This is a genomic window from Microbacterium sp. 4NA327F11 (genome assembly GCF_005503465.1).
Classification (GTDB): Bacteria; Actinomycetota; Actinomycetes; order Actinomycetales; family Microbacteriaceae; genus Microbacterium; species Microbacterium ginsengisoli.
In genome coordinates, this window is record NZ_SCOB01000005.1 from 16,202 (window position 1) to 37,871 (window position 21,670).

The following is a 21,670-nucleotide window of genomic DNA, read 5'->3' on the forward strand; positions in this document are numbered from 1 at the left end:
GGCTCGTGATGGTGATGCCCGTGGTCTCCGTGCTCGTGCTCGTGCTCGTTAGTCATGATCGTGCCTCCTGGCGGGTTGTCAGATGCGGACCTGTGCGGTGGTGGGATGTGCCGACCGCGTGGTGACCGCGGGGGCGGGAAGAGTGCGGAACCGGCGCAGTCGGAGACTGTTCGTGACGACGAAGACGCTGCTGAACGCCATTGCGGCGCCGGCGAGCACCGGGTTCAGCAGGGCGAGCATGGCGACTGGAAGGGCGGCGATGTTGTAGGCGAACGCCCAGAACAGGTTGCCCTTGATCGTCCCGAGGGTGTGGCGGGCCAGCCGGATCGCGTCGGGGACCAGGACCAGGTCACCGGAGACAATGGTCAGGTCTGCCGCGGTGATGGCCGCGTCGGTGCCGGTGCCCATCGCGATGCCCAGGTCCGCTGCGGCCAGGGCGGCTGCGTCATTCACGCCGTCGCCGACCATTGCGACCACCCGCCCGCCGGCCTGCAGCTCCCGGATGGTGTCGAGCTTGCCCTTCGGGGTGACCCCGGCGCGGACATCGTCGATGCCGGCCTCGCCGGCGATCGTCCGGGCAGCGCCTGGGTTGTCGCCGGTAAGCAGGATCGGGGTCAGCCCGAGCTGCCGCAGCCGGGCGATCGCGTTCGGGCTGGTGGGTTTGATCGCGTCGGCGACACTGATCGCCCCGCGCACCTGCCCATCCCAGGCCACCACCGTCACGGTCGCCCCGGCCGCCTCATCCGCCGCGATGATCGCGGCGAGTTCGTCGGAAACCGGGATAGCCCATTGTGTGCTGATCCAGGAGGCGCGGCCGGCGGCGACAATTCGGCCGTCGACGATGGCCTGCACGCCCTGACCGGCTTCCGCGGCGAACGATTCGGCCGGTTCGATCGGGCCCGTCGCGGCGGCGACGATGGCGCGGCCGATGGGATGCTCGGAGCCGTGTTCGGCGGCTGCCGCGACCCGGATCAGCTCCGCTCGTTCGGTGCCGGGGGCGGTGTGGATGCCGGTGACCGTCATAGTGCCGGCGGTGATCGTGCCGGTCTTGTCCAGCACGACGGTGTCGATGCGGCGGGTCTGCTCGAGCACCTGGGGCCCTCGGATCAGGATGCCCAGCTGGGCGCCGCGGCCGGTGCCGACCAGCAGCGCCGTCGGCGTCGCAAGCCCGAGCGCGCACGGGCAGGCGATGATCAGGGTGGTCACCGCGGCGGTGAACGCGACCTCCGCGCCCGCCCCGGCGATCAGCCACCCGGCGAACGCGACCAGGGCGAGCACCATGACAACGGGGACGAAGATGGCGGAGACCCGGTCGGCCAGGCGCTGCACCTGGGCCTTGCCGGTCTGCGCCTCCTCGACCAGCCTCGCCATCCGCGAAAGCTCCGTATCCGCACCGACCCGGGTGATCTCGACCAGCAGGCGTCCGCCGGTGTTCACGGTCGCACCGACCACACGGGAGCCGGCGGCAACTTCGACCGGGACGGACTCGCCGGTGAGCATCGACTCGTCCACCGCGGAGACGCCGTCGGTGACCAGGCCGTCGGAGGGGATCTTCTCGCCGGGCCGCACCACGACCACGTCACCGGGCACCAGCTGGGCGGCCGGGATGCGCTGCTCCACGCCGGCTCGGAGGACGACGGCGTCTTTCGCGCCGAGTTCCAGCAGCGCGCGGAGGGCTTCGCCGGACTGCCTCTTGGCGCGCACCTCGAGGTAGCGGCCGAGGAGGATGAACACGGTCACGAGGGCGGCGACCTCGAGGTATACCTCGTGGCCGCCGGACTGCGGCGTGCCGACGAGCGTGACGCTCATCCGCATTCCTGGCATCCCCGCCCCGCCGAAGAACAGCGCGTACAGCGACCAGCCGAACGAGGCCAGCACGCCGACGCTGATCAGGGTGTCCATCGTGGCCGCGCCGTGGCGGGCGTTGATCGCCGCGGCACGGTGGAACGGCCACGCCCCCCACACAACCACGGGCGCCGTGAGGGTGAGCGCCAGCCACTGCCAGTAGGTGAACTGCAATGCCGGGATCATCGACATCACCGCCACCGGCACCGCCAGCACCGTTGACACGATCAGTCGCTGCCGCAGTGAGGCCAGTTCCTCATCGCGCGGCGCGGACGTCTGGTCGGTGGTGTCGGTGGGGGGCGGGGCGGGGACGCTCGCCCCGTACCCGGCCTGCTCGACAGCCGCGATCAACTCCTCCACGGGCACCGGGTCCACCGAATGGACACGGGCCTTCTCCGTGGCGAAGTTGACCGTCGCCTCGACGCCGGGCAGCTTGTTCAGCTTCCGCTCGATCCGCGCTGCACAGGACGCGCACGTCATCCCGGTGATGTCAAGATCGACATCCGCGACGGTCATGACACGGCGGCGAGCGCGTAACCGGCCTCCTCAACGGCCTCCCGCACCCGCTCGGGGTCGACCGGGGCTGTGCTGGCGACCGTCACGGTCGAAACACCGCCCGCGCGGAGGTCGATGTCCACCCGTGAGACACCTTCGATCGCGGAGACCTCTTCGGTGACACTGCGCACGCAGTGGGAGCAGGTCATCCCGTCCACGAAGTACTCCGCCGTCACCGGAGCGGACACCGTCTCAGCCACCGCTGACGACGCATCCGTGGTCGTGTCGACGGAAACGCAACAAGCGCACCCATCGCTCGCCTCGCGCAGTCCCAGATCCTGATATTCCTGTCCAGCCATTTTCTGTGCTCCCTTCACGAGCCTTTGTAGTGAGTGAGTAAGAGGATCCGTGTCGTCTAGGAACGGACCAGGCGTGCGATGGCGGCGTTCGCTTCACGGAGCTTCTCCGTAGCGACCGGGCCGCCCTCAGCTGTCGCCTGTGCCACGCAATGCCCCAGATGGTCTTCCAGCAGGGTCAGTGCGACCGACTCCAGGGCCTTCGTCGCCGCCGAGACCTGCGTCAGGATGTCGATGCAGTACACGTCCTCGTCCACCATCCGTGCGATCCCGCGGACTTGCCCCTCAGCGCGACGCAGACGCGTAAGCAGCGCCTGCTTGTCATCGACGTACCCGTGAACCATCTCGGCCTCCCATGGCACACTCTATACCCGATAGGGGTACCTGGTATTGTCGTTGGTAAGCCCACCACCTTGTGGTTGCCGCGGTGGGAGAATGCCGTCTCGATCCGCACGTCGGGGGCGGTACGCTGGCTCATGGGAAGAGGGTGATCGTGAGAGGTCTCTGGATGTGGCTCGGGCGCCGCGATCGATCGCGCGCCTTCGCTCTGCTGACCCTCGCCGTCGTTGTTCCGGTGATCGCTGGGATCCTCGCGATGCACTCGCTCAGCCTGGAAGACGGCCAAAGCAGCGTTGTTGCAGGCACCGCCGCCAGCTCGACGACCGTCGCCGGCTCTCGCCCGCCCGCTACCTCTACAAGCAATGTGGTGGCCGCAACAGCCTGCGAATCACTCGGCTGTGGCGACGACCAGAGTATGAGTTCGGTCGAGTGCATCCTCGCGCTGATGTGGTCTCTCTCGCTGATTGTGCTGCTCCGGCGGTCGCGGCGGCAGATACTCGTGACGACGATGCGACCCGCTCTGCCGCCTGCGACGCATCCACTTGATCGCGCTGACCAAGCTTGCGAACCATCTCTTCTCACGCTATCGGTCTGTAGAACCTGATCGGCGACATCACCTGACCGGTAACAACCGGTCAGTCTCGTAGCGCCCGCAAGACCAGTCGAATGTCCGGCTCATCGCTGGACCGGCGTTCACGCCCTCGCATCCGCTCCAAAGGATCGAACGCCCGGATCACCGGTCCCTCTTCCCGCCACCGACGCCCCCCGGACGTCGACCGTTTGGCCTGGGATCCTTCAGCCGACCGCGGGCCCACTGCCTCGTGCCCCATGGCTTACCAGTGCTTCCCGCTCGACCCTCGAACGTAGGGATTTCAATGTTCACCCCCGCTGCCCTGATCATCACCGCGCTGATTGCCCTCGCCCTTCTCGGGCTGACCGCGATCTTCTTGTACCTGTTCTTCGCTACCCGGTCGTGAGTATGCGCACAGCCCACAGTGAAGCGGTTCCGACCCGGCGCAGTATCCGCGAACAAGCCAAGACCGCACCCTCTCAACGGCGGCGCGCGAACCGCAAACCCGCGGCAGCGCGCGCGACGCGCGAACGGCAAACCCGCGGTGTCGCGCACGGCGCGCGAACTAGGAAACGCGGGGCAGTCATAGTGGTGATGCTTCTCGTGCCCGGGCTTACCCTGCCGGTGTCACTGCCCTTCATGGCACCTATCGCCGAGGCTGCCATCCCCACCCACGCCCGGGGGAAGGCTCGGGTGCAGACCTTAGTCGTCGCCGATGACGCGTCCCAGCAGCCGCTCGACCGGGACGGCTATTCCGCCAGCTCAGTGATCCCCCGTGGCTTCACGCCGTACGTCTTCACCGCTGACACCTTCACGAACGACGCGAACTCGGCGGTGCAATGGCCATTCACCGTCGGAGTGCCCATCAGCAGCAGGTTTGGGCCCCGCACCCCACCATGTGCAACCTGTTCTGCCTTCCACGCGGGACTTGACCTCACTCCCGGGATCGGCACTCCGATCCAGGCCATGGCCGATGGGGTTGTCACCGTCGCCATCTCCAACGACGCGAACTACGGCGCGTATGTGATCATCCGCCACGAAATCGACGGGCAGATGGTCGAAAGCCTCTACGCGCACATGCTCAGGAACTCGATCGCCCTCCGGACCGGCGAACGCGTCCGCGTCGGGCAGATGGTCGGCTTGGTGGGTAATACGGGGAGGAGCACAGGTCCGCACCTGCACTTCGAGATTCGCACGGGCGGGAAGCCCGTCGATCCGCTCATCTGGCTGCCTCGGCGGGTTCGGTCATGATCGCCACGGGACTCGTCCCCGCGCTGATTCCGAGCCCGGAGGTCAGCTTCCTACAGATCGGGCCGCTGCAGATCCGCTTCTACGCCATGTTCATCCTCGCCGGGATCGGCCTCGCGGTCGCGATCACCGCCCGGCGGTTGCGGGCAGCCGGTCATGCACCGGGAACCGTGGTGGACGTGGCGATGTGGGCTGTGCCACTGGGCATCCTCGGCGCCAGGGCCTACCACGTGCTCACGCACCCCCGCGACTACTTCTTCCCCGGCGCCGACCTGTTGCGCGTGCTCTACATCTGGGAGGGAGGGATCGCGATCTTCGGCGCAACCCTCTTCGGTCTGCTCGGGATCGTGATCGGCACCCGCCGCGCTGGAATTCCCGTGCTGCAGTTCCTGGATGCGTTGGCGCCGGGGATGCTCGTCGCCCAAGCCGTGGGACGGATCGGCAACTACTTCAATCAGGAGCTGTTCGGCCCACCGACCATGTTGCCGTGGGGGCTGCAGATCGACCCGGGCAGCGCGGCGATCCCACCCGGGACACCAGCCGGCACGTTATTTCAGCCGTTGTTCCTCTACGAGCTGATCTGGAACCTCCTCGGCGCGCTGATGATCATCGTGGTCGAGCGCACCCGCACGCTCGACGGACGAATCCGCACTGGGAGCGGGCGAAGCCTCGGCCTGTACCTGCTGTGGTACGGAGTGGGGCGGGCATTTCTGGAGTCGATCCGGCTGGACCCCACCGAACTCCTTGCCGGCGGGGTCAAAGCGAATCTCGCGACGGCGGTGGCCGCCGCAGCTTTCGGTGTCGCCTTGATCGTTCGTGCCGAACTGCGGGCACGAAGAGCCGTGGTTGGCACGGCAGCGGAAGTGGAGGCGGTCCATGCCGATTCTGAATGAAAACATGCAGGCGGATCTGCCCGCCGATCACGTCGATCGCACAGGTGACATCGTGTCGCCGAGCCTGACCGTGACCGGCTGGGCCAGGTGGGCGTGGCGCCAGCTGACCTCGATGCGGACCGCGCTGGTCCTGCTGCTCCTGCTTGCCCTCGCCGCCGTGCCCGGGTCTCTCATCCCGCAGCAGTCCTCCGACCCCAACGGGGTGATCCAGTTTCGCCGCGATCACCCCGGATGGACCTGGGCGGCCGAGCTGCTGCAATTGCACGACGTGTTCGGGTCTGTGTGGTTCTCCGCCATCTACCTCCTGCTGTTCATCTCCTTGGTCGGCTGCGTGATTCCACGCATCCGACACCACGCCCGTGCCTTGCTCGCCGCGCCACCGGCCACCCCCCGGAACCTGTCCCGTCTTCCCGCGTACGACCAGCAGCATCTCCCTCACCGCTCACCCGGGGATGTACTCGACGCAGCCGAGCGGGAGCTGCGCCGCCAGCGGTACCGGACCATCCGCGTCCGAAACGACGGGGAGCACTCCATCGCCGCGGAGCGCGGCTACCTCCGCGAAACGGGAAACCTTCTCTTCCACATCGCGCTGCTGGCCGTCCTGCTCGTTCTCGCGATCGGCAGCGGGTACCGGTTCACTGGGCAACGAGTCCTGATCGAGGGGCAGACCTTCGCCAGCACCCGGATCGCCTACGACTCCTTCACCGCGGGCCGACTCGTCACGGACGCGCAGATCCCGCGGTTCGCGCTCACCTTGAACCGCTTCCGGGTGACGTATGTGACCGACAACCTCAACGCGCTCGGGATGCCGCGAAATTTCGATGCGAAAGTCACCGCGCAAAGCGACGGTCGCCAGCAGAAGGCGGACATTCGGGTGAACGAACCGATGTCCGTGGACGGCACCGACATCTACCTCCTCGGCAACGGCTACGCCCCGACCATCACCGTCCGCAACCCCGCCGGAGACGTGGTCTTCAAAGACTCCATCCCGTTCCTCCCCCAAGACGCGAAGCTGACAAGCCTCGGAATCATCAAGATCCCCGACGGCCTCGCGAAACAAGTCGGCATGATCGGCCTCTTCTATCCCACCCGCGCCACCGCACCCAACGGCGCCTCCTACTCAAGCTACCCAGACCTACTCAACCCCGTCGTGACACTGGATGTTTATGTCGGGGATCTGGGGCTGAACAGGGGAATCCCGGTATCCGTCTACACGCTGGACACCTCCAAACTGACGAAGATCGCCGGCCGTGGTACCACCACCCGCGGTATTCAGCTCGTGCCCAACGTCCCCCAACCGCTGCCGAACGGCCTCGGCTCCATCGAGCTGACCAGCATTCCCCGGTTCGCGTCCCTCGATATCGCCTACGACCCCACCCAGATCCCGATGCTGATCGCCGTCGCCGCCGCGGTCGCCGGACTCGCGCTCTCCCTGTTCGTGCCCCGCCGCCGCGTCTGGGTACGCGCCACCCGGCGGGACGACGGCACCGATGTGGAGGTCGGCGCCCTGTCCCGCGGCGACGACCCCAGCCTGCAAACAGTCGTCGAAGGACACTTCACCCACCTCACCACACCCGACCAGGAGACCCGCCCGTGACCTCATACCTCGAATCCCTGTCCCTCCTGCTGGTGTACTCCGCGATCGCCATCTACGCCGCCGCATTCGTCGCCTACACCATCGACCTCGCCCGCCGCGCCGCACCCGCGCCCGCGCCGGCGCGCGAACCGGCCCTCGCGGGCGCGCAAGCTCCCCCACGACGCGCCACGTACACCGGTGCCGATGCAGCCGACCACACCGAACCGGACAACCCCCGCGCATCCAAAGCAGTGCGCGTCGGCTACGCGCTCACCGTGCTCGGCTGGGTCTTCCAGGTCGGAGCCACGGTCCTGCGCGGAGTGGCCGCGGACCGGGTCCCATGGGCCAACATGTTCGAGTTCTCCCTGACAGGTACGGCGCTCATCATCGGCACCTTCCTCATCGTCTCGATCCGAGTACACCTCGCCTACCTCGGCACCGCCGTCCTCGGACTGGTCGTACTGCTGCTGGGCGTTGCCACCGTCAGCTTCTACGTGCCCGTGGTCCCGATCATGCCCGCCCTGCAATCCGGGTGGCTGGTCATCCACGTCATGATCGCCATGCTCGCCACCGCATTCCTCGGCCTGGCGTTCCTCGTCAGCGTCCTGTTCCTGATCAAACGACGCGGTCAAGCCAAGGGGACACCTCGCATCCAACGTCTCCTGGCGACCGTCCCGTCCACAGAAGCCCTCGACCGGCTCGCCTACAGGATGACCACCATCGGATTCATCCTGTGGACATTCACACTCATCGCCGGCGCCATCTGGGCCAGCCGCGCCTGGGGCCGGTTCTGGGGCTGGGACGTCAAAGAAGTCTGGACCTTCGTGATCTGGGTCCTCTACGCCGCCTACATGCACGCCACAGCCACCCGTGGCTGGCGTGGCACCCGCGCCGCGTGGCTGTCCATCGTCGGATTCGCCGCCGTGATCTTCAACTTCGCCATTGTCAACGTCTTCTTCACCGGACTGCACTCCTACTCCGGACTCAAGTAAGGATCCACACCCCATGAACCGCGCCGCGCAACCCCGCCCCACACCGCCCGACCCCGGAGTCCTCTGGCGGCGGCACCGCAGACTCGTGCGCCTCGGCCAGATCATCATGGCGGTCGGCGGCGTGGTCGCCATCGTCCACTGGCTCGCCCACCTGGAGGCCTTCGGCCCGGGCCAACCCCCCGGCTGGCTCGACTTCGCCGTGGGCTACCCCACAGGATTCCTGCTCATCATGGCCGGCGCGATCATCGCCGGCCGGAAACGACCCAACGCGCGCCCATAGACCCCGGTGAGACGCATGCACCCCACCCCGCGCTCACCTGGATAGAAGGACAATCATGCTATTCCTGCCACGACGAACCCGGCACCGCTCCCCCGCTCACCGGCGCCGAGTGGCCACGTCACCGCTTCTCGTCACCCTGACCGCAGCACTCGTTCTCTTGAGCGGCTGCGCGGCCCAACCGTCGGGATTGAGCAGTCTGCAAACAGCGGGGACTAAGGCGTACACGTCTGCAGACGACACGATCGCCGAGATCCCACCGGCCAAGCGTGACGGCTCCGTCCGCTTCGGCGGCCCGCTCGACACCGGCGGAAAGGCAGACTCCAGTGCCTGGCTGGGCTCCGTGGTCGTCGTCAACTTCTGGTACGCCGCCTGCCCGCCGTGCCGTGCCGAAGCACGAGACCTGCAAGCACTCCACACACAATTCGCGAAAGAAGGCGTCCAGTTCATCGGCGTCAACGTACGCGACACCGCGGGAACAGCCGCAGCTTTCGAGAAGGAATTCGGCATCACTTACCCGTCCATCCTCGACGCGAACGCCGGCAACGTCCAGTACGCGTTCGCCGGCAAGGCGGCCCCCAACGCGGTCCCCACGACGATCGTCCTGGACCGACAGGGACGCATGGCATCCCGCATCCTCGGACGCCTCCCCTCGCGAGACACGCTCGCCGCGCTCATCCAGACCGCGCTGAGCGAGCAGGCAAATCGGTGACGTCGGTCATCGCCAGCGGGCAGCTCTGGGCCGCACTTCCCCTCGCACTTCTCGCCGGGCTCGTCTCATTCGCCTCACCCTGCGTGCTCCCACTCGTACCCGGCTACCTCGGATACGTGACCGGAACGTCCACCGCGACAACCCGATGGCGCCCCATCGCCGGCGCCGGACTGTTTACACTCGGATTCTCCCTCGTCTTCATCGCCTACGGTGCGGCGTTCGGCGCGGCCGGAGGCTGGCTCATCCGCTGGCAAGACGCCCTGATCCGCGCACTCGGCGTAGTGGTCATCCTCATGGGGCTCGTCTTCATCGGAGCCTTCCGCGCCCTCCAACGCACCATGAAGCTATCCATCACCCCCCGCACCGGACTGGGAGGAGCACCCCTCCTCGGCATCGCATTCGGACTCGGCTGGACCCCCTGCCTCGGACCCACCCTCGCCGCGATCTCCGCACTCAGCATCAGCGCCGCGTCCGCGCCACGCGGCGCACTCCTCGCGATCGTCTACTGCGCAGGCCTCGGACTACCCTTCATCCTCGTCGCAGCAGGGCTGGGATGGGCCACTACCGCGATCAGTTTTCTCCGCCGACACGTCAGAGCCATCAATTTCGCCGGCGGCGCCACCATGATCGCAGTCGGGCTCCTCATGCTCACCGGCGTCTGGACGATCCTGATGTTCTGGCTTCAGACCTTCATCGGCGGGACTGTCCTCCCGATCTGACCAACGCCACGGCCACGATGAGTTAGTGGTCGTTGCGATCTTCACGGCAGTCAACGCCCCCGACTCACAGTCGGGACTGTCGGGAGCGCTGCAGAACTGGCCGATGAATCGCCCCGATCTCCGCTCTGCGGCTGATTCCTGGCATGCTCGCCGCGAAGCTTGTCAATGACCAGATGCCAAAGACGGCGATCAACAGGACGAGCGTTTCCAACGCGCCTCGCCACGTGAGATTCGTCACGAGATGGCTGGACAGCTGGGAGATCGCGAAGACGAAGACCAGGTCGAAAAGCAGCTCGATCGGCGCGACCTCATCGCCCATCGCCGCCCGCACACGGCCGGATCGTCCCCTCACCCCGTGGGGCCCTCCATTCGCGGGTTCTCGATCGGACATTCGCCCTCGTCTTCTGCGCGTCGTGATCGTCTTCAGGACGAGCATGGCACCGACTGATCCAGATGGGCGGCGGTCGGCGCGCAAGATGCGCCCCACGTCCCTCCACGGCGATTGGTTCGGTAGTGAGGATGCTGGATCGCGCGCGAGTAGGCTGAGAGGTGTGGCGAGTGATCTGGTCGCGCAGGCGCGCGCGCTCGCGGGCGAGCACCTGGCGCTCCTTTCGAGCCGCTGGAGACACGTAGAAGGCGTTGCAGCCAGCGCATGCGACATCGCGCTCCGCATCGATCCAGAGCACGCGTGCGAGATTGTCGCAGCGGCATGGCTGCACGACGTCGGTTACGCCGACGACCTCGGTTTGACCGGTTTCCATCCGCTCGACGGTGCACGGTTTGCCTGGGATGTCGGGTTGCCGCCGCTTGTCGTCTCGCTGATCGCGTTCCACACGGGAGCGGAGTTCGAGGCGCGGCAGCGAGGGCTCGTCGCGCAGCTGAATGAGTTCAGCGCTCCCCCGCGCGAGATCCTTGATATCGTCACCTATTCTGACGTGACGACGTCGCCGGACGGAGAGTTGGTGGCCGCCGAGAAGCGCATCGCGGAGATCCTGCACCGCTACGCCGAGAGCGATCCAGTTCACGCAGCCGTGGCGGAATCTGCTCCAGCATTGCTAGCCTCGGTCGCTCGAGTCGAGGCGCGGCTCGTGGCAAGTCAGCCCAAGTAGGGCGCATCCCGTCTGTCGAGGAAGTGGTCGATCCGGAGCTTCATCGACGGATGCATCGGAAGCTCGGCAATTCGCTCAGGCTCGACCCACGCGATGTCGGTTGACTCGTTGTCGAACGCAAGCTCCCCGCCGATGAGTCGAGCGTGGTAACAGAGCGAAAACTGCTGACGAACCTCACCATCGTCGTACTTCATGACGTGGCGGGGGTTGGTATACACGCCCACAAGACCGGTGAGCTCGACGTCCAGTCCGGTCTCCTCCTTCACTTCGCGAACTGCGCAGTCTTCGATCGACTCGCCGAGTTCCATTCCGCCACCTGGGAGCGCCCAGAGTCCGTTGTCCTTCCGGTGGACGAGGACTATTCGGCCCTGATCGTCAACCACCGCGCACGTGGTCGATGGGACCACGCTGTTCGCCCTCGGAGCTGTCGGGTCATTGTAGTAGTCGGTGCGCGTCATCCATCTTCCTTCCGCTCAGTAACCGAGGGGGTAGGTGACCGCTCGGGCGCCGTCCCAGATGCGCTCGAACGACGCGTTGTACGTCTGCCAGAGCTCCGGGTTTGCGTCGGCTGGGACTTCGTAGACCGGGTTATCGCCCGCGGGCGATCCAAGGATGTGGTGGTTCGCGTACAGGGTGTCGTCGATGAAGAACATCGTGACATAGAGCGGTGTCGCGTGGGTGCGTAACTCGACGCCGTCCACGCCGTCGAGCGCCTCGAGATGCGAGAGCGTCATCCTGCAGCGTCCGGCGATCGCGTCGCCGATGCCCTCTTCTACACCGCGCTGGTGAATCGCTGACGCCCCGGGGTCGCCGACCATGATCCGGACCGGTGTTCCTTCCGCGGCGGCGTCGTGGATGATGCGAATGAAGCCGTGCACGTTGTCGAAAAGGAACGTGCCGCCGTACATGCAGATGTCGATACGTGATGCAGCCGACGAGAGCACGTCCCGCCAGAGTTCGATCGGCACTTCAGCGCGTGACGGGAACATACGCACCCAGACGGCGCCGCTGATTCCTGCGCCACCCCGACCGACGCGAGGCCAGAGATCCTCAGCGGAGCAATCGAGCGCCGCGGCGATGCTTTCGGCGACGCGCAACTGCGGGGTTGTCTCGCCGTTGAGGGCTCGCTGTATCGTCCGCTCGTCGCATCCTGCCCGGGCGGCGAGGTCGCGCATGTTGATCTTCCGCATCTGCATCTGATCGGCGAGACGGCGACCGCTGCCGGTCCCGATCGGTCGTTGTCCCGTGCTCATCGCACCCTCGCAGCAGTATTCGTCAACAGTCTCTGACCCATTCTGACCCTCGTCTGGCCTGTTTTCGGAGGATCTGGCCGGGTGTGATTCATCCTGTGAGCCTTCGCCCACCGATCGGTGAGACGGATACGCATTGGATTCTCGGGTGCACCTGCCCGCCAGCAGCTCAATGGGCGGCATCATTCCCTACCCCAGGAGGTGATCTCATGTCGGGCAGAATGCCGGCGCGGGAACCGTCAGAAGCACGCTCAAAGCAACGCACCATCGAACAGCAAGCGAAACTTGATGCGCTTCACGAGACGTTGGTCTTCGCGGTCGATGCGCTGGTGTCCGGGCACGACTGGGCGCGGGCGCTGGCGTTCGCGGCCAGGTTCCGGTCGCGGTCGTTCAACAACACTCTGCTGATCTGGGTTCAGCATGGGGCCGCCTTCGAGGCTGGCCGGGTGCCGGAGCCGGAGCCGTCGTACGTCGCCGGTTACCGCCAGTGGCAGCAGCTCGATCGTCAAGTGCAGAAGGGTCAGCCCGGCTACATGATCTTCGCCCCGGTCACCGGGCGGTTCGCGTCTTCGACGCCTGCGGATGCGAACTCATGGCGTCGGCTCGGTGCGCGGGAGAAGCCGCAACCCGGCGAGGTGGTGCGCTCGAAGATGGTGGGCGCCCGGCCCGCTCACGTCTGGGACGTGTCCCAGACAGCCGGTGATCCGATCCCGGAGCCGCCCGCACCGGCACTTCTGGTAGGCGAAGCACCGGCCGGACTCTGGGAGGGCTTGGGAGCGCAGGTGGCGGCGGCCGGGTTCACGCTGTTGCGGGTACCGCACGAGGGCATGATCCAGGGCGCGAACGGCACGACCGATTGGGCCGCGCGTCAGGTCGCTGTGCGGGAGAACATGGAACCCGCCGCGCAGGCCAAGACCCTCGCGCACGAGCTGGCGCATGTGCTGATGCACGACCCCGACGATAAGGACGCTCACCAGCATCGCGGAATCGGCGAGGTCGAAGCCGAGTCGGTGGCGTTGATGATCGGTGCCGCGCACGGGATGGACACCACCGCCTATACGATCCCGTATGTCTCGACGTGGGCCGCCCGCGTTGACGGGAAAGACCCGGCGCAGGTGGTGCAAGCCACCGGCGAACGAGTGCGGAAGACCGCCCTCGGCATCCTTCACCGACTCGACACCGTTCAAGTCGGTGACGGCATCCCGCCGGGCCTCGGGAACGATGCCGCGACGGCGGAGCAACCGTCCCGGGCGATAGCGCCGATACCGGAACGTCAGCCAACGGCGACTGTGCCGGTCCGGGCAGGGCGGGGCCTGTAATGCCTGACGGTGACAGCCTCGCGGTGCTCGCGCGGGCGGGCCGCGAAAGGCGATTGCCTGACGCGGCGTTGGCACTCGCGCTGGCAGGGGTGCCGGTGTTCCCGTGTGCGCCAGGCGGTAAGACACCGCTGATCCGGGACGGGCGCGGGTTCCTCGACGCGACGACCGATGCGGCGCAGATTCGGGCCTGGTGGCGAGAGGCCCCGGTTGCGAACATCGGCATCCCGACCGGGGAGGGGTCGGGCCTGGTCGTCGTGGATGTCGATGTGCACGGCCCGGTCGACGGGACCGTCGCGTTCGCCCGCGCCGACACCGCGGGTCTGGTCGACGGATGGGGGCTGCTGGTGGGCACTCCGACCGGCGGCCTGCACGCCTACTTCCCTGCGGCACCTGGGGTCGAACAACGGTCGTGGCAGTCTGCAAGCGCGGGCATCGACTTCCGCGGTGACGGCGGTTACATCGTCGCCCCGCCCTCGATCCGCACGATCGACGAAACCCCGACCCGCTACCGCATCGTCGCCGGAGGCAGCGGAGGTGCTCCAGTGGACGCGCTGCGGCTGCGGGACTTCCTCACCCCACCACGCGCCACCCCGCCGAGACCGTCAGCCGCGGTCATGCGCGACACGGCCGTCGAGGCGGAGCGGTTGGCGTTGTGGGTCAGCCGGCAGCGCGAGGGTGAACGGAATCGTTCATTGTTCTGGGCGGCGTGCCGCTTGGCGGAGAACGATGTCCCCCTCGCGGACGCACGGGAGGTGCTGGTGACGGCTGCGGTGCAGCCTGGCTTCGAGGAGCGTGAGATCGTCCGGACTGTCGACAGCGCCTATCGCCGCGTTCACGCGATCGCGATCCGAGACGACCGCGCAGATCCTGCTGCGCCTAGTGTCGCTCGGCAGCGGGTGCGGGCCCGGGGGCTCTCGTGAGGGCGTGGCCAGGCCGCCAGTGGGCGGTCATCACCTCGGTGGCCGGCACGGTGTTCATCGCCGCGGGCGCGTTCTGGCTGTCGTTCACCTCGCTCGCGGATTTGGCGCGCCGGTCCGGGATCGGCGACGGACAAGCCTGGGCGTGGCCGCTGATCGTGGACGGCGTGATCGTGGTGTCCACGGTCGCGGTCGTCGCGCTCGGCGGGGAGCGGGTCGCCTGGTATCCGTGGACGCTGCTCGCTGGCTCGGCGGCGGTGTCGGTGACGGCGAACTCGCTGCACGCAGTTGTCTCGGCCGACGCGGACGTCCCCGCAGGGCTGGCCGCTTCCGTCGCGGCGGTGCCACCTGTCGTGCTGCTCGCGATCACGCACCTCACCGTCATCCTCACCCGCGCCCGCCCCGCTGAACCAGCCGAGCATGCCGACGACTCCGTGGCGTCTGTGCATGTTGTTGAAGCACCGCTGACCGTCATCCAGGCCGGCACGCGGGAGGCCACCTCATCGATGCCTGAGCGTGCGGTGGGCCGACGTAAGCGGGCAGCGGGACTTCGCGAGTCCGGATGGTCGAACAAGAAGATCGCCCGGTCGCTCGGTGTACATCCCTCGACCGTGGGCCGCTGGTTCGCCGACGCGCACCAACCCGAAGAGCCAAAGCAACCGACCTCTACGCCATCCACGGAGTGAGCAACACTATGAGCACCGACGACCTGATCCGGGAGCAACCACTCCGCCGTATCGAACCCGAACAGGCCAAGAAGCCTGAGACCGAGACAGCCGAGCGGGCGGCGACGCCGGATGCGGTCAAGCAGGAGGCCGCCCGCCGAGATGAGCTTCAGAGGCGGCTGAATCGGGTGCGCGGCCGGGGCGTGGAGTGGGTGCGCCCTACCGATCTACTGGTCCGTTCCAGCGGGAATCTCGCAGGGCGCGGGATCGAGTTCAACGCCGAGCAGGGCCGCCGGTTCCGTTCCACCGTCGCTGCGCGGGCGCGGTCGGTATCGGAGCGGGCAAAGCGGTTGCCGCCCGTGTCCGCGTTCGGTCGTCGCGGCCAACACGTCGAGAGTCCGGCACGGTCCGGGGTCGGGACGAGGTAGCCCGGGGTGGTGATGGGTCATGGACACCCAGGACGGCGGGGTGACGGTCGCCAGGAGCGACCGGCGCACCTGCCTGCCAGGAGGTGCCTCGACCATGACCACGACGACAACGACTGCGACCGACCCCTCGGGTGAGGACTACACCAGCCGCGAGGGCCTGCGCACCCTGCTGCACCGGCTCCACGACGCCGCCTCCGGAGCGTGGGAGCACGACCCGGTCGCCGCCGAGCTGATGACCTACGCCGCGGACAAGTACGCGCCGTTGGCGCGCAAGCACGGCCTGGACCCATGGGAGGCCGCGTCAGCGGCGTTCGACGTGATGCGTACCCGCGCCGCCCGCGAGGCCGACGACCCCTGGGCGGTCGTCACGCACGCGGTTCGGATCACCTGCATCGCCGAAGAACGCGGCCAAGGACTTCTGTGCTCGGTGCATCAGGCCCGGCGTCCACACGTGTCCTGCTTCCACGACCCCGAACGCCTCTCCGAACGAGAGAACACCCTGTCGGACTACCATCCGGCATTCCACGTCACCGACCCCCACCACGACGACGTCGAAGTAGATGAGGGCGAGCCAAGGTCGGTGACCGGGGCGGTGGAAGACGCGATCTTGTTGTTCATGCTGCTGGGCTGGCCCGAGGGCACCGCCCGCCCAGCGATCGAGCACGTCTGCGAAGCCCTCGCCCGAATCGGATCACGCACCGCCACCTACGAGGCGCTGCGCCGCGACCGGCACGCCCGCGCCCTGCTCGATGTCCCCGCCGCCTCGTGGACGGTGCTGCTGCGGGTACTGCTGGGACGCACCACTCCGGGCTACGCGGCGACCGGCGAGGGCCGAGGCATCCTGCTGCGCCTCCTGATCGGCGAAAGCCTGCCCAGCCTGCTGGGCGATGACGGGCTCGTGGCGACCATCAGCCAGGCCGCACCCCGCACGGGAGCCGGGCGGCGGGGTGCGTGATGACCACGGCGACGGGGCACATCGAACTCGATCGGACGGTCGATTCGATCCAGGTCGGCCACCGGCACCGGCGCGACCTCGGCGACCTCGACGCCCTCGCCGCGTCCATCGACCGGGACGGGCTGCTGCAACCCATCACGATCACCCCGGACGGGCTGCTGGTGTGCGGGGTGCGGCGGCTTGCAGCGATCAAGCAGCTTGGCTGGCGCACCGTCAACGTCTGGGTGCGTTCCGCCATCTCGGACCGGTTGGGACACCTGCTGGCCGAGCAAGACGACAACCAGCTCCACAAGACCCTCACCCCGCTGGAAGCCGCGGGCCTGTACCGGGAGATCAAGACGCTGATGGCCGAGGATGCGGCACGCCGCGAGGCTGCCGGGCAGTTCACGAGCGAGTATCAGCCGCGGTGGAAGAACGGCTCCGCCGAATCGGCGGAGCCGATGACCGCACCGGCTGGGGATGCGCGCAGGCAGGCCGCGGAGATGGTCACTGGAGCCGCGTCGTACACGCGGCTGGAGCAGATCGGCTACCTCGAACGCGTCGTCGCGGACCCTGAGACGCCGGAGGCGTTGCGTGCCGATGCGCGAGCCGCGCTGGCGGCCATCGGGGCCGGTGGTCCGGTCGATCCGGCGTATCAGCGTGTCCGCGACCTCGAACGGAGCGGCGATGCCGCCCGCGATGCTCATCTGCACGATCTGGCCGAACAAGCCCTCGCGCGGGTGGGGGCCGAGGCGAAGAACAGCTCGAAGAAGACGAAGAAGCCCGGGGTGTCGACGCCTGCGGTACCGGAGGCTCGGTACGCGGTGCGGGCGTTCGTGCTGACCTGGGCCGAGCTCGACTCCTGGTGGATGCACTACGACCTCAACGAACTCGCCGCACAGCTCACCGACGAGCAAGCCGAAGCGTTCTACGCGACCGCGGAGGGCACCCGACGGTTCGCCCGCGACCTCCGCGCCGCGCGTGAGCAGGCTGCAGCGATGCCGCACCTGCGCGCCGTGTGAGGTCGTGGCCTGTGGCGGCCGGGGTTGCACCTGAGGGGTATGAAGACCTCTCGCTCTCCGTCGCCTTCGCGTGGCCGCCTGATCGCGCTGATTGCCGCGGGGGTCGTGCTGTTGATCCTCGCCGGGGTCGGCATCTACGGCCTCATCGCCGGTCCACGCGGCACCAACGCCCCGCACCCGGAGCCTTCATCGTCCCCACCGCCCACACCTTCGATGCCGGGACCGTCGTCACTACGGCTGCCGGTGGTGGTGCGATCCGCTGCCCCGGAGACGTTCGCCCGCAATGTCGCGGATGCGATCTTCGGATGGGACACCACGAGCGGGCTGATGCCTCTGGACTACACGTCCATCGTCCTCGATGCCGGTGACCCGACCGGCACCGAACAGGCCGGCCTGGCGTCCGATGTCTCGGCGTATCTGCCGACCCGGGACGCGTGGATCGAGCTGCGCAAGCACGAAACCCGCCAACGCCTCATCATCGATCGAGTGATTGTGCCCGCGGCGTGGGCCGACGCCGTGGCGCAGGCTCAGCCGGGTCAGATCGCACCGGGCACCGGGGCGTACACGATCGAGGGCACCCGGCACCGCGACGGCCTGTGGAACGGCGAACCGGTGTCCAGCGAGCATGCGGTGTCGTTCACCATGTTCATCGTCTGCGCGCCGACCTACCCGACCTGCCATCTGCTGCGGCTCTCACAGCTCGACGACCCGCTGCGATGAGAGCAGGCGTCTCGTGTTCCGCAAGCTCGCCGTTCTCGCGCTCGCCCTGCTGTTCTTCTCGCCGGCAACTCTGCTGTTGGCGGTCGGGGTGCTGATGAACCCGGCCGCCAATGCCGCATGCTCGACCCCCGGGTCACTCTCGGTCGGCGCCGTGCCCGACAGTCTCCGGGTCACCACGGCGGACGGCTCCTCCTTCACCGTGAACAAGACGCAACTCACGCACGCGGCGACGATCATCACCGTCGGCGACAAGATCGACGGGGTCGGCCGGCCCGGGGTGAAGATCGCGCTGATGGCGGCGCTCACCGAGTCCACGCTGCGGATGCTCGCCAACACCGGCACGTACCCGGAGTCCGGAAACTACCCCAACGACGGCAACGGCGGCGACCACGATTCCCTCGGCCTGTTCCAGATGCGCCCGCAATCCGGATGGGGCACCGTCGCCGAACTCATGGACCCGACCTACCAAGCCCGCGCATTCTTCGGCGGCCCGACCGGCCCGAACCATGGCTCCCCCCGAGGTCTCCTCGACATTCCCGGCTGGCAGACCATGGACCCCGGGGAAGCCGCACAGTCCGTCGAGGTGTCCGCGTTCCCCGACCGCTACCGCAACAACGCACCCGTCGCGGACGCCATCCTCAACGCCCTCACCAACACCAGTGTCTCGCGGGCAGGCTCCGCCGCGGGCGGAACGACCGTTGCCGCCGACACGTCGCGCGTGGTGTTCCCGCTGCCTGCGAGGACCTGGGTGTTGGCGTCCCCGTTCGGCCCGCGCATCCACCCGATCACCGGGGAAGCGTCGTTCCATACGGGCACCGATTTCGCCGCCCCTGAGGGGACGCCGATCCTCGCCGCCGCTGACGGTGTCGTGACCGTCGCAGGGCCGGTCGGCGGATACGGGAACCTGATCGTCATCGAGCACCACATCGACGGGCAGACAGTCGCGACCGCGTACGGGCATACGTGGGACACCGGCGTCCTCGTCCACGTCGGAGACCGGGTGACCGCCGGGCAGCACATCGGCGACGTCGGCTCCGCCGGCATGTCCACCGGCCCGCACCTGCACTTCGAGGTCCGCCCCGGCGGCACCAACGGCACCGCGATCGACGCCGCCGCCTGGCTCACCCAGCACGGCGCCGCGAACCTCCCCGCGGCGACCACCGGCCCCACGACCGGATGTGGGGCCCACGGCGCCACAGCTGTGACGTGGCCGGTGCCTGCGGGCCCGATCACGGCAGCACTCCCCCGCGGTGGTGCGTGATGGGCGTGTTTCCGAACTTCGGCGGCCTGGCCGGGATCGGTGATCTGAAGCAGGTCGTCGGCGCACTGTTCATGTTCGTGCTCGTCATCGCCGTGCTCATGCTGATCGTCTCGGCCATCTGCTGGGCGATCGCCGCCGCGCACAGCAACTCCTCCGCCGCCACGAAAGGCCGGGTCGGAGTGCTCGTCGCGCTCGGCGCGGCCGTGCTCGCCGGCGGCGGGGTGGCGTGGATGAACTGGCTCATCGCCGTCGGGCAACAACTCTGACGCACCTCCCGGACTCGCCCGTTGAGGTATGCCCGGTGATGCGGGCAGGCGAGGACGCCGCGGTCAGCGCGGTGCACCTGTGGGCAGAGGCCACCTCTCGCCTGAAGGAGACACCATCGTGATCGACATTCCTCCCAACAGTTCCGGTCTTCCCGGGATCGCGGCCCTGCGCACCATCGTCGGTGCGGTGATGACGGTCGGCCTGATCCTCGCCGTCCTGGCCCTGATCGTCGCTGCCGTCGTATGGGCCTACGGCGCGAACTCCAGCAACCCGCATCTGGCCGGTCGGGGCAAGGTCGGCGTCCTCGTGTCCTGCGGTGCCGCGATCGTCTGCGGCGCGAGCGTCGCGCTCGTGAACTTCTTCTGGGGCGTCGGCCAGACCGTCTAGAACCCGGTCCGTCAGAAAGCAGGTCTTGTGATGGGCATATGCGATGTCCCCGTCATCTCCACCGTCTGCGACACCGCCGGTGAGGCGGCCGCCTCGCTGGTAGCGGCGCCGTTCGACTGGCTCGCCCAGGCGATGGGCGGTGCCGCGAGCTGGCTGTTCACCGCCGTCTGGAGCGTGTTCGACACCACCACGTTGGTGAACGTGCAACGGCCAGGGTTCCTGTCCGTGTTCAACCTCGTGTTCGGCATCGCCGTGTTCGTGATGCTGTTGTTCTTCTGCCTGCAACTGATCACCGGCATGATCCGCCGCGACCCCACCGCGCTCACCCGGGCAGCGCTCGGCCTCGGGAAGGCCGTGATCGGCTCCTTCGTCGTCGTCACCCTCATCGCCCTACTGCTGGAGATCACCGACCAGCTCTGCGTCGGCATCATCCAAGCCGCCGGCGAGACCACCAAGACCATGGGCGACAAGATCGCCGCCCTCGTCGTTGGCCTCTCCGCGCTGTCCATCCCCGCGCCCGGGGTCGGAGCGATCATCATGATCTTCCTCGCCGGCCTCGCTATCGCAGCGGCGGCGATCGTCTGGCTCTCGCTGCTGATCCGCAAGTCGCTGCTGCTGGTCGCCGTCGCCCTCGCCCCGCTCGCGTTCTCCGGATCGTCGTGGGACGCGGCCCGCGGCTGGGTGAGCAAGTGGGCCATGTTCGTCATCGCCCTGATCCTGTCCAAGCTCGTGCTCGTCGTGATCTTCCTCGTCGCGATCACCGAGGTCGCCGCCCCCATCGACCTCGACCTGGCCTCCGTGTCCGATCCGCTCGCGGGGATCGTGCTGATGGCGTTGGCGGGGTTCGCCCCGTACCTGACGTATCGGTTCCTCGCGTTCGTCGGCACCGACTACTACGGGCAGGCCGGTGCCGAGGACGACGCGAAACGCGCCCTGAACCGGCCCATCCCGATCCCGTCGAAGCCGTCCGGTGACGGGCCGAAGAAGGTACTCGACGGTCAAGCCAGCAGCCCCGGCGGCGGCTCTGGAGGCGGTGGAACGGCGGCGACGATGGCCTCCTCGACCGGCGGCGGCTCAGCAGGGGCGCCCAGTGCGGGAGCAGGGGCGAGTGCGGGAGCAGGCGCGGCGGGTGCTGGTGCGGCGGCGGCAGGCCCAGCGGCTGCCGTGGTCGTGGGCGCGCAGGTCGTGAAAGCCGCGGCGACCGCGGGACCGAAGGCCGGCGCGGCATTGGCCGGTCAGGCCGAGACGGTCGCCGGCGGCGCCGGACAATCCAGCGCTCCGCCGCCGCCTTCGGCACCCGCGCCGACCGCAGCGCCAAGCGTGCGCCGGGCACCCCAAACCCCGCCCAAGCCGACGAAGGAGTGACCG

General features: G+C 67.9%; 24 protein-coding genes and 1 pseudogene. 19 read left to right on the forward strand and 6 right to left on the reverse strand.

The genetic code is table 11. The features are described from left to right. Positions 1-78: 78 nt before the first annotated feature. Genes FFS51_RS04610 through FFS51_RS04620 form a run of 3 tightly spaced genes read right to left on the reverse strand, consistent with a single transcriptional unit; the run spans position 79 to position 3,040 of the window. A complete protein-coding gene (locus FFS51_RS04610) occupies positions 79-2,361 on the reverse strand; it encodes a heavy metal translocating P-type ATPase (RefSeq protein WP_137877667.1) in 2,283 nt (760 codons plus the stop codon). Next, a complete protein-coding gene (locus tag FFS51_RS04615; RefSeq protein ID WP_137877742.1) occupies positions 2,358-2,699 on the reverse strand; it encodes a heavy-metal-associated domain-containing protein in 342 nt (113 codons plus the stop codon). The genes FFS51_RS04610 and FFS51_RS04615 overlap by 4 nt, the downstream gene beginning before the upstream one ends. A gap of 56 nt (positions 2,700-2,755) precedes the next feature. Continuing rightward, the gene (locus tag FFS51_RS04620) at positions 2,756-3,040 is read right to left on the reverse strand and encodes a metal-sensitive transcriptional regulator (protein ID WP_137877668.1); all 285 of its coding nucleotides are present in this window, start codon (positions 3,038-3,040) and stop codon (positions 2,756-2,758) included. A 1,160-nt stretch (positions 3,041-4,200) separates the two neighbouring features. Here FFS51_RS04620 and FFS51_RS04625 point away from each other — a divergent pair. From FFS51_RS04625 to FFS51_RS04655, 7 genes are all read left to right on the forward strand, one after another. Then, positions 4,201-4,857 carry a M23 family metallopeptidase gene (locus FFS51_RS04625; protein ID WP_249352661.1) on the forward strand — a complete coding sequence of 219 codons (657 nt, stop codon included), beginning with the start codon at positions 4,201-4,203 and terminating at the stop codon, positions 4,855-4,857. Next, positions 4,854-5,747 carry a prolipoprotein diacylglyceryl transferase gene (lgt, locus tag FFS51_RS04630; protein WP_137877670.1) on the forward strand — a complete coding sequence of 298 codons (894 nt, stop codon included), beginning with the start codon at positions 4,854-4,856 and terminating at the stop codon, positions 5,745-5,747. The genes FFS51_RS04625 and lgt overlap by 4 nt, the downstream gene beginning before the upstream one ends. After that, entirely contained in the window at positions 5,731-7,344 is a 1,614-nt protein-coding gene (resB, locus tag FFS51_RS04635; RefSeq protein WP_137877671.1) for a cytochrome c biogenesis protein ResB, read from the forward strand. The genes lgt and resB overlap by 17 nt, the downstream gene beginning before the upstream one ends. After that, positions 7,341-8,315, forward strand: a complete 975-nt coding sequence (gene ccsB, locus FFS51_RS04640) for a c-type cytochrome biogenesis protein CcsB (RefSeq protein ID WP_137877672.1) — start codon at positions 7,341-7,343, stop codon at positions 8,313-8,315. Before resB ends, ccsB begins: the two co-directional genes overlap by 4 nt. 13 nt (positions 8,316-8,328) lie before the next feature. Further along, entirely contained in the window at positions 8,329-8,595 is a 267-nt protein-coding gene (locus tag FFS51_RS04645; RefSeq protein WP_137877673.1) for a hypothetical protein, read from the forward strand. Positions 8,596-8,782: 187 nt separating this feature from the next. Then, positions 8,783-9,304 (forward strand): TlpA family protein disulfide reductase, encoded by a 522-nt coding sequence (locus FFS51_RS04650; protein ID WP_249352658.1) that lies wholly within the window; start codon positions 8,783-8,785, stop codon positions 9,302-9,304. Next, positions 9,301-10,023, forward strand: a complete 723-nt coding sequence (locus FFS51_RS04655; protein ID WP_137877675.1) for a cytochrome c biogenesis CcdA family protein — start codon at positions 9,301-9,303, stop codon at positions 10,021-10,023. The genes FFS51_RS04650 and FFS51_RS04655 overlap by 4 nt, the downstream gene beginning before the upstream one ends. A 64-nt stretch (positions 10,024-10,087) precedes the next feature. On the opposite strand, the gene FFS51_RS04660 is transcribed toward FFS51_RS04655, so the two are convergent. Beyond that, the gene (locus FFS51_RS04660; protein WP_137877676.1) at positions 10,088-10,342 is read right to left on the reverse strand and encodes a low temperature requirement protein A; all 255 of its coding nucleotides are present in this window, start codon (positions 10,340-10,342) and stop codon (positions 10,088-10,090) included. Positions 10,343-10,574: 232 nt separating this feature from the next. On the opposite strand from FFS51_RS04660, the gene FFS51_RS04665 reads away from it, so the two are divergent. Then, entirely contained in the window at positions 10,575-11,132 is a 558-nt protein-coding gene (locus tag FFS51_RS04665) for an HD domain-containing protein (RefSeq protein WP_137877677.1), read from the forward strand. Here the strand turns inward: FFS51_RS04665 and FFS51_RS04670 are convergent. Next, positions 11,120-11,590, reverse strand: coding sequence for an NUDIX hydrolase (locus FFS51_RS04670; RefSeq protein ID WP_137877678.1), 471 nt, complete (start codon positions 11,588-11,590; stop codon positions 11,120-11,122). The genes FFS51_RS04665 and FFS51_RS04670 overlap by 13 nt on opposite strands. 15 nt (positions 11,591-11,605) lie before the next feature. Continuing rightward, positions 11,606-12,385 (reverse strand): helix-turn-helix domain-containing protein, encoded by a 780-nt coding sequence (locus FFS51_RS04675; RefSeq protein WP_171006106.1) that lies wholly within the window; start codon positions 12,383-12,385, stop codon positions 11,606-11,608. A 206-nt stretch (positions 12,386-12,591) separates the two neighbouring features. Between FFS51_RS04675 and FFS51_RS04680 the strand changes: the two genes are divergently transcribed. From FFS51_RS04680 to FFS51_RS04730, 11 genes and pseudogenes are all read left to right on the forward strand, one after another. Continuing rightward, complete coding sequence (locus tag FFS51_RS04680; RefSeq protein WP_212742780.1) at positions 12,592-13,701, forward strand: ImmA/IrrE family metallo-endopeptidase; 1,110 nt, start codon at positions 12,592-12,594, stop codon at positions 13,699-13,701. After that, positions 13,701-14,621, forward strand: coding sequence for a bifunctional DNA primase/polymerase (locus tag FFS51_RS04685; RefSeq protein ID WP_137877680.1), 921 nt, complete (start codon positions 13,701-13,703; stop codon positions 14,619-14,621). Before FFS51_RS04680 ends, FFS51_RS04685 begins: the two co-directional genes overlap by 1 nt. Further along, positions 14,618-15,304, forward strand: a complete 687-nt coding sequence (locus FFS51_RS04690) for a DUF2637 domain-containing protein (protein ID WP_137877681.1) — start codon at positions 14,618-14,620, stop codon at positions 15,302-15,304. Before FFS51_RS04685 ends, FFS51_RS04690 begins: the two co-directional genes overlap by 4 nt. 8 nt (positions 15,305-15,312) lie before the next feature. Further along, positions 15,313-15,711 carry a hypothetical protein gene (locus tag FFS51_RS04695; protein WP_137877682.1) on the forward strand — a complete coding sequence of 133 codons (399 nt, stop codon included), beginning with the start codon at positions 15,313-15,315 and terminating at the stop codon, positions 15,709-15,711. A gap of 94 nt (positions 15,712-15,805) precedes the next feature. Further along, on the forward strand, positions 15,806-16,666 hold the full coding sequence (locus FFS51_RS04700) for a hypothetical protein (protein WP_137877683.1): 861 nt from the start codon (positions 15,806-15,808) through the stop codon (positions 16,664-16,666). Further along, entirely contained in the window at positions 16,666-17,667 is a 1,002-nt protein-coding gene (locus FFS51_RS04705; RefSeq protein WP_137877684.1) for a ParB N-terminal domain-containing protein, read from the forward strand. The genes FFS51_RS04700 and FFS51_RS04705 overlap by 1 nt, the downstream gene beginning before the upstream one ends. Before the next feature lie 39 nt (positions 17,668-17,706). Next, a complete protein-coding gene (locus tag FFS51_RS04710; protein ID WP_137877685.1) occupies positions 17,707-18,387 on the forward strand; it encodes a hypothetical protein in 681 nt (226 codons plus the stop codon). Between the two features lie 13 nt (positions 18,388-18,400). Then, positions 18,401-19,606: pseudogene (locus FFS51_RS04715) on the forward strand (M23 family metallopeptidase); the annotation flags it as partial. A gap of 41 nt (positions 19,607-19,647) precedes the next feature. Further along, complete coding sequence (locus FFS51_RS04720; protein WP_137877687.1) at positions 19,648-19,914, forward strand: DUF6112 family protein; 267 nt, start codon at positions 19,648-19,650, stop codon at positions 19,912-19,914. Between the two features lie 118 nt (positions 19,915-20,032). Further along, entirely contained in the window at positions 20,033-20,302 is a 270-nt protein-coding gene (locus FFS51_RS04725) for a DUF6112 family protein (protein ID WP_137877688.1), read from the forward strand. 30 nt (positions 20,303-20,332) lie between these two features. Then, entirely contained in the window at positions 20,333-21,667 is a 1,335-nt protein-coding gene (locus FFS51_RS04730) for a conjugal transfer protein TrbL (RefSeq protein ID WP_137877689.1), read from the forward strand. The last annotated feature ends 3 nt before the right edge of the window (positions 21,668-21,670 follow it).

Excerpts from the sequence above, each read along its gene's own strand:
- FFS51_RS04710 (WP_137877685.1), top strand. The coding sequence starts at position 17,707 with ATGAAGACCTCTCGCTCTCCGTCGCCTTCGCGTGGCCGCCTGATCGCG.
- lgt (WP_137877670.1), top strand. The coding sequence starts at position 4,854 with ATGATCGCCACGGGACTCGTCCCCGCGCTGATTCCGAGCCCGGAGGTC.
- FFS51_RS04625 (WP_249352661.1), top strand. The coding sequence starts at position 4,201 with ATGCTTCTCGTGCCCGGGCTTACCCTGCCGGTGTCACTGCCCTTCATG.
- resB (WP_137877671.1), top strand. The coding sequence starts at position 5,731 with ATGCCGATTCTGAATGAAAACATGCAGGCGGATCTGCCCGCCGATCAC.
- FFS51_RS04610 (WP_137877667.1), bottom strand. The coding sequence starts at position 2,361 with ATGACCGTCGCGGATGTCGATCTTGACATCACCGGGATGACGTGCGCG.
- FFS51_RS04645 (WP_137877673.1), top strand. The coding sequence starts at position 8,329 with ATGAACCGCGCCGCGCAACCCCGCCCCACACCGCCCGACCCCGGAGTC.
- FFS51_RS04675 (WP_171006106.1), bottom strand. The coding sequence starts at position 12,385 with ATGAGCACGGGACAACGACCGATCGGGACCGGCAGCGGTCGCCGTCTC.
- FFS51_RS04680 (WP_212742780.1), top strand. The coding sequence starts at position 12,592 with ATGTCGGGCAGAATGCCGGCGCGGGAACCGTCAGAAGCACGCTCAAAG.
- FFS51_RS04615 (WP_137877742.1), bottom strand. The coding sequence starts at position 2,699 with ATGGCTGGACAGGAATATCAGGATCTGGGACTGCGCGAGGCGAGCGAT.
- FFS51_RS04700 (WP_137877683.1), top strand. The coding sequence starts at position 15,806 with ATGACCACGACGACAACGACTGCGACCGACCCCTCGGGTGAGGACTAC.
- FFS51_RS04670 (WP_137877678.1), bottom strand. The coding sequence starts at position 11,590 with ATGACGCGCACCGACTACTACAATGACCCGACAGCTCCGAGGGCGAAC.
- FFS51_RS04620 (WP_137877668.1), bottom strand. The coding sequence starts at position 3,040 with ATGGTTCACGGGTACGTCGATGACAAGCAGGCGCTGCTTACGCGTCTG.
- FFS51_RS04720 (WP_137877687.1), top strand. The coding sequence starts at position 19,648 with ATGGGCGTGTTTCCGAACTTCGGCGGCCTGGCCGGGATCGGTGATCTG.
- FFS51_RS04660 (WP_137877676.1), bottom strand. The coding sequence starts at position 10,342 with ATGGGCGATGAGGTCGCGCCGATCGAGCTGCTTTTCGACCTGGTCTTC.
- FFS51_RS04705 (WP_137877684.1), top strand. The coding sequence starts at position 16,666 with ATGACCACGGCGACGGGGCACATCGAACTCGATCGGACGGTCGATTCG.
- FFS51_RS04695 (WP_137877682.1), top strand. The coding sequence starts at position 15,313 with ATGAGCACCGACGACCTGATCCGGGAGCAACCACTCCGCCGTATCGAA.
- FFS51_RS04685 (WP_137877680.1), top strand. The coding sequence starts at position 13,701 with ATGCCTGACGGTGACAGCCTCGCGGTGCTCGCGCGGGCGGGCCGCGAA.
- FFS51_RS04730 (WP_137877689.1), top strand. The coding sequence starts at position 20,333 with ATGGGCATATGCGATGTCCCCGTCATCTCCACCGTCTGCGACACCGCC.